Source organism: Streptomyces colwelliae (genome assembly GCF_048158785.1).
Taxonomy (GTDB): Bacteria; Actinomycetota; Actinomycetes; order Streptomycetales; family Streptomycetaceae; genus Streptomyces.
On sequence record NZ_JBLTJC010000123.1, the window covers coordinates 21,315 to 27,664 of the forward strand.

6 protein-coding genes are annotated in these 6,350 nt (G+C 68.3%); 2 read left to right on the forward strand and 4 right to left on the reverse strand.

The window, feature by feature from the left end; all coding sequences use genetic code 11:
• Positions 1–77: 77 nt before the first annotated feature.
• Genes galK through galT form a run of 3 tightly spaced genes read right to left on the reverse strand, consistent with a single transcriptional unit; the run spans position 78 to position 3,277 of the window.
• On the reverse strand, positions 78–1,220 hold the full coding sequence (gene galK / locus ACNFOC_RS24925) for a galactokinase (RefSeq protein ID WP_416961315.1): 1,143 nt from the start codon (positions 1,218–1,220) through the stop codon (positions 78–80).
• Positions 1,221–1,229: 9 nt separating this feature from the next.
• Positions 1,230–2,195 carry a UDP-glucose 4-epimerase GalE gene (galE, locus tag ACNFOC_RS24930; RefSeq protein ID WP_416961316.1) on the reverse strand — a complete coding sequence of 322 codons (966 nt, stop codon included), beginning with the start codon at positions 2,193–2,195 and terminating at the stop codon, positions 1,230–1,232.
• Positions 2,195–3,277 carry a galactose-1-phosphate uridylyltransferase gene (gene galT, locus ACNFOC_RS24935; RefSeq protein WP_416961317.1) on the reverse strand — a complete coding sequence of 361 codons (1,083 nt, stop codon included), beginning with the start codon at positions 3,275–3,277 and terminating at the stop codon, positions 2,195–2,197. Before galT ends, galE begins: the two co-directional genes overlap by 1 nt.
• A gap of 160 nt (positions 3,278–3,437) precedes the next feature.
• Between galT and ACNFOC_RS24940 the strand changes: the two genes are divergently transcribed.
• Positions 3,438–5,117: a sodium:solute symporter family protein gene (locus ACNFOC_RS24940; protein WP_416961318.1), complete on the forward strand. Its 1,680-nt coding sequence runs from the start codon at positions 3,438–3,440 to the stop codon at positions 5,115–5,117.
• Positions 5,118–5,138: 21 nt separating this feature from the next.
• Positions 5,139–5,462 carry a hypothetical protein gene (locus ACNFOC_RS24945; RefSeq protein ID WP_416961319.1) on the forward strand — a complete coding sequence of 108 codons (324 nt, stop codon included), beginning with the start codon at positions 5,139–5,141 and terminating at the stop codon, positions 5,460–5,462.
• Positions 5,463–5,609: 147 nt separating this feature from the next.
• Here ACNFOC_RS24945 and ACNFOC_RS24950 read toward each other — a convergent pair whose 3' ends face one another.
• A complete protein-coding gene (locus tag ACNFOC_RS24950; RefSeq protein ID WP_416961320.1) occupies positions 5,610–6,302 on the reverse strand; it encodes a helix-turn-helix transcriptional regulator in 693 nt (230 codons plus the stop codon).
• Positions 6,303–6,350 lie beyond the last annotated feature (48 nt).

Below are 6,350 nucleotides of genomic sequence, written 5' to 3' on the forward strand. Positions count from 1 at the left end.
CGACGATCCCGTCTGCGACGACGCCCCCGGGTGAGCGGGACGCCCCGGCAGCCCGGGGCGTCTTCGCGAGTGGCCCGTCAGCTCAGGCGTCGTGCCCCCGCCGAAGGGACCGCCGGGAACACGCGCGGCGCCGTGTAACCCGCCGCCGCGAACGCCTCCTCGACCGCCTTCGTCACCGTGTCCGCCTCCGAGGCCTCGACCAGGACGACCGCCGAGCCGCCGAAGCCGCCGCCCGTCATCCGGGCGCCCAGCGCACCCGCGCCGACCGCCGTGTCGACCACGAGGTCCAACTCCGGGCAGGAGATGCGCAGATCGTCGCGGAGGGAGGCGTGGCCCTCGGTCAGGACCGGGCCGATCGCGCGGACGTCTCCCGCGTCCAGCAGGTTGATGACCCGGTCGACGCGGTGGTCGTCGGAGACGACGTGGCGGACGTAGCGCCGCACCCGCTCGTCGGAGAGGCGGGCCAGCGAGGACTCCAGGTCCTCGTACGCCACGTCCCGCAGGAAGGGGACGCCGAGTTGGCGCGCGCCCTCCTCGCAGCCCTCGCGGCGTTCCGCGTACGCGCCGTCGCCCAGCGCGTGCTTCACGCGGCTGTCGACGACCAGCAGCGAGAGGCCCTCGGACGCGAGGTCGAAGGGGATCTGACGGATCGACAGGTCGCGGCAGTCGAGGTGGAGCGCGTGGCCCTCCTCGCAGCAGGCCGAGGCCGTCTGGTCCATGATGCCGCAGGGGACGCCGACGAAGTCGTTCTCCGCGCGCTGCGAGAAACGCGCCAACTCCGGGCCCGTCAGGCCCAGTTCGAAGAGGTCGTTCAAAGCCAACGCCGTGACCACCTCCAGCGCCGCCGACGACGACAGGCCCGCGCCCGTCGGGACCGTGGACGACAGGTGGATGTCCGCGCCCGTCACCTCGTGGCCCGCCTCGCGCAGCACCCACACCACGCCGGCCGGGTACGCGGCCCAGCTGGTGTTCGTGCGCGGGGCGAGTTCCCCGACGTGCAGTTCCACGACCGGGCCCTCGATGTCCGCCGAGTGGAGGCGCAGGACGCCATCCGTACGGCGGGACACCGCCGCCACCGCCGTGTGCGGCAGGGCGAGCGGCATCACGAAGCCCTCGTTGAAGTCGGTGTACTCGCCGATCAGGTTGACCCGGCCCGGCGCGGCCCAGACGCCCTCGGGAGCCGTCCCGTACAGCTCCTCGAAGCCCTCACGTACACCCACGTGCGATCCCTAGCCCTTCGATACGTTCTGCGCGAACGCCCACGCGTCCGCGACGATGCCCGCGAGATCCGCGCGGGACGGGTTCCAGCCGAGGCGCTCCTTGGCCCGGGTCGCCGAGGCCACCAGGGTCGCCGGGTCGCCGCCGCGGCGCGGGGCGACGACCTCGGGGATCGGGTGCCCGGTGACCTGGCGTACGGTCTCGATGACCTGGCGGACGGAGAAGCCTTCGCCGTTGCCCAGGTTGCAGATCAGGTGCTCGCCCGGGGTCGCCGCCTTCAGCGCGAGCAGGTGTGCGTCGGCCAGGTCCGCGACGTGGATGTAGTCACGGACGCAGGTGCCGTCCGGCGTCGGATAGTCCTCGCCGAAGACGGAGATCGCGTCGCGCTTGCCCTGGGCGACCTGGAGCACGAGCGGGATCAGGTGCGACTCGGGCTCGTGCCGCTCGCCGCAACTGCCGTACGCACCGGCCACGTTGAAGTAGCGGAGGGATACGGCTCCCAGCCCGTGCGCCGCCGCCTCACTCGTGATCATGAAGTCGACCGACAGCTTCGACGCGCCGTAGGGGTTCGTCGGGGAGGTCCGGGTGGTCTCGACGATCGGGACCTCGTCCGGCTCGCCGTACGTGGCGGCCGTAGAGGAGAAGACGAGCTTGCGGACGCCCGCCTCGCGCATGGCCGCCAGCAGGGCCATCGAGCCGCCGACGTTGTTCTCCCAGTACTTCTCCGGCTTGACGACGGACTCGCCGACCTGGGAGAACGCGGCGAAGTGGAGGACCGCTTCGTACGAGGAGTCGAGCCACTTGGCCGCGTCCCTGATGTCGCCCTCGATGAACGACGCACCCGCCGGGACCCCCTCGCGGAAGCCCGTCGAGAGGTTGTCCAGGACGGTGACCTCGTGGCCCGCCTCCAGCAGGTGCTGGGCGACCACGCTGCCGACGTAACCCGCGCCGCCCGTGACCAGGTACTTACCACTCATCAACTCGCTACCTCTCGCAGTCGCTCGGCCGCGAACTCCGGCGGCACGTCGTTGATGAACACGCTCATGCCGGACTCGGAACCCGCGAGGAACTTCAGCTTGCCGGACGTACGGCGAATGGTGAAAAGCTCAAGGTGGAGCGCGAAGTCGTCCCTGCTCACACCGTCGAACTCCTCCAGCGTGCCGAACGGCGCCTGGTGCCAGGCGGAGATGTACGGCGTCGGAGGCTCGCCCGCCCCTTCTTTCCCTCCATCCCGCCCATCGAAGATCCGGTCGAAGCGCCTCAAGAGTTCCAGATAGACCTTGGGGAACTCTGTGCGGGCCGCCTCGTCCAGACCGAGCAGATCGGGCACCCGGCGCTTGGGATACAGGTGGACCTCGTAGGGCCAGTGCGCCGCGTACGGCACGAAGGCGACCCAGTGTTCACCCTCAAGGACGACCCGCTCACCGGCGAGTTCCCGCTCCAGGACCGAGTCGAAGAGGTTCTCACCGCCCGTCGCCTCCTTATGAGTTGCGAGTGAACGCAACATCAGCGCGGTGCGCGGGGTGGTGAAGGGGTAGGCGTAGATCTGGCCGTGGGGATGACCGAGCGTCACGCCGATCTCTTCGCCGCGGTTCTCGAAACAGAAGACCTGCTCGACGGAGGGAAGATGCGACAGCTCCGACGTCCGGTCCGTCCACGCGTCGAGGACGAGGGCCGCCTGCTCCTCGGTCAGCGAGGCGAAGGACGCGTCGTGGTCGGAGGTGAAACAGACCACCTCGCAGCGGCCGGAGTCCCCGGCCAGCGAGGGGAAACGGTTCTCGAACACGGCGACGTCGTACGACGAGTCCGGGATCTCGCTCAGCCGGTCGCCCGTCGTCGGGCAGAGCGGGCACTGGTCGGCCGGCGGGTGGTAGGTGCGGCCCTGGCGGTGCGAGGCGATCGCCACCGAGTCGCCGAGCAGCACGTCCCGCCGTACCTCCGAAGTGGTGACCGTGCGCTCCAGCGGGCGTCGGTCCACCGCGTCGCGCACGGTGTCGTCCCGCAGGTCGTAGTAGATGAGCTCACGACCGTCGGCCAACCGGGTCGAGGTCTTCTTCACGCCGGGCTCTCCATCCGTACGTACATCCACGCTTCACACAGAACCAAACACAAAACCCAACACAGAACCGAACACATCAAACCACAAATCCCCCCAGCCGTCACCATCAGAATCAAACAAAGAACACCAAAATAAGAACATCAAACAAGGTGAGCGCTTGATGCAGACCCCCACCTCTCTCGCCGCCGAGCTACGGCTCCCCACCAACGGGCTCGACTACACGATCCTGGCGATCTACTTCGTGGTCGTCCTCGGTATCGGCCTGGCCGCCCGCCGATCGGTGAAGACCAGCCTCGACTTCTTCCTCTCCGGGCGCTCGCTGCCCGCCTGGATCACCGGTCTCGCCTTCATCTCGGCCAACCTGGCCGCCACCGAGATCCTCGGCATGGCCGCCAACAGCGCCCAGTACGGCGCCTACACCGTCCACTGGTACTGGATCGGCGCCATCCCCGCCATGGTCTTCCTCGGCCTGGTGATGATGCCCTTCTACTACGGCTCGAAAGTGCGCTCGGTCCCCGAGTTCCTGCTGCTGCGCTTCGACAAGGCCGCACACCTGCTGAGTTCGATCCTGTTCGCCTTCGCCGCGATCCTGATCGCGGGCGTCAACCTGTACGCCCTCGCGATCGTCGTCGAGGCGCTGCTGGGCTGGCCGCAGTGGGTGGCGATCGTCGTCGCCGGTGCCTTCGTGCTCGCGTACATCACCCTCGGCGGGCTGTCGTCGGCGATCTACAACGAGGTCCTCCAGTTCTTCGTGATCCTGGCGGCCCTCATCCCGATCTCCTACCTCGGTCTGAAGAAGGTCGGCGGCTGGGACGGGCTGACCCACAAGCTCGACGCGGCCCACGGCCACAACTTCACCACCGCGTGGGGCGGCACCGGCATCGGCAGCGTCAACCCGCTCGGCGCGAACTGGCTGACCATCGTGCTGGGCCTCGGCTTCGTGCTGTCCTTCGGCTACTGGACGACCAACTTCGCGGAAGTCCAGCGCGCACTCTCCGCGAAGAACCTGTCCGCGGCCCAGCGCACCCCGCTGATCGCCGCGTACCCGAAGGTCTTCATCGTGTTCCTGGTGATGATCCCGGGGCTGGTCGCCGCGGCGCTCGTCCCGAAGATCGGCACCAGCGGCTCGGACCTCCAGTACAACGACGCGATCCCGTACCTGATGGAACAGCTGCTGCCCAACGGCGTCCTCGGCATCGCGGTCACCGGTCTCCTCGCCGCGTTCATGGCGGGCATGGCGGCCAACGTGTCGTCCTTCAACACGGTGTTCACGAACGACATCTGGGCGAAGTACGTCGTAAAGGACCGCGAGGACGAGTACTACGTGCGCTTCGGCCGCCTGATCACGGTGATCGGCGTAGCGGCGTCGGTAGGCACAGCCTTCCTGGCGTCCTCGTTCTCGAACATCATGAGCTACCTCCAAACACTCTTCTCCTTCTTCAACGTCCCGATGTTCGTCGTCTTCATCGTCGGCATGTTCTGGAAGAAGGCCACGCCGAAGTCCGGCTTCTGGGGCCTGCTCGCGGGCACGGTGACGGCGATGGTGAACTACTTCTGGATCTACAAGCAGGGGATCATCGCCATCCCCTCCGACCAGGGCGCCAACTTCGTCTCCGCGATCGCCGGGTTCGTCGCCGGTGCGGTGGTCATGTTCGCCGTCTCCCTGTTCACCCAGCCCAAGCCGGCCGAACAGCTCCAGGGCCTCGTCTACGGCACGACCAGCCCCGGCATGACCGAGGCACCGGCCGCCGGCGACGACGCCTGGTACCGCCGGCCCGCCCTGCTCGGCTGGGGCGCGGTGATCCTGGCCGCCCTCTGCTACATCCCGTTCTCGTTCTAGTCGCGGGAGGATTGAGAGACCATGTCTGAAAACTCCGGACACTCCGGACACTCAGAGCACGACGTCCAGCGCGAGGTCAGCGAGCTGGAGGGCAAGTCGACGACCGCGTCCCGTCTGTTCGATCTGCGGCTGATCATCGGTGGGCTGTTCGTCGTCTACGGCGTGATCGTCACGATCGCGGGGATCAGTCCGTCGGACTCGTCACTGGACAAGTCCGAGGGCGTCAACATCAACCTGTGGACCGGGATCGCGATGTTGCTGCTGGGGATCTTCTTCCTGGGGTGGCTGAAGTTGCGACCAGTACCTCCGGTGGAAGTGACTACGGAGGAGGAAGAGGGGGCTTAGGTCGTCTGCCGGGTGCGGGTGAGCTGTGGCTGGTCGCGCAGTTCCCCGCGCCTGCCTCCGGCGGATTCCACGGGGAGGGAAGAGGGGGCCTGGACCGTCTGCCGAGTGCGGGTGCGTCGTGGCTGGTCGCGCAGTTCCCCGCGCCCCTTAGGCATCCGGGCTCGCCGTGTTGGTCAGTGGGCCTGCGCGGTCCAGCAAACCCGTCCTTGCCGCCAGTGCCGCCGCCTCCAGCCTCGACCCCACCCCCAGCTTCATCAGCACCCTCTGCACATGCGTGCGGGCCGTTGACGGGGCGATGCCCATGCCCGCCGCGATCAGGCGGGTGTCCTCGCCGTCTGCCACCCTGACCAGGACTTCCACCTCCCTTGGTGTCAGCATCTGGAGCAGGCGTTGGCCCTCGTCGTCCGGCTGGGCCGCTGGGTTCAGCAGCTCGCTGAAGGCGCCCTGTAGCAGCTGTGGGGCTACGGCCGCCTCGCCCGCCCTTGCCTTCATGATGGCGCGTTCCACGCCCTCGATGCGCTCGTCGTGGCGGACGTAGCCCGAGGCGCCTGCCGCGAAGGCCGCCGCTATGCCTCGGGGGCTCGGGACCGGGCCCAGGACCAGGACCGCCACCTGTGGACGCTCGCGCTTGATCTTCACCACCGGGTCGAAGATGCCCGGCTCGGCCGGTGTGGCCGTACCGATCAGGCACACCTCGGGGGCGCGGGTGATCACCAGCTCCGCCGCGCCCGCCGCTGGTGCCGCCGCCGCCAGCACCCGGTGTCCCCGCAGCTTCAGTGCCGAGGCCAACGCCTCGGCGAGCAACCGGTGGTCGTCGACCACCATCAGCCGCACTCCCATCGAGCAACCCCCCAGTCCCCCCAATGGATGCCCACTATGGATGCCCAC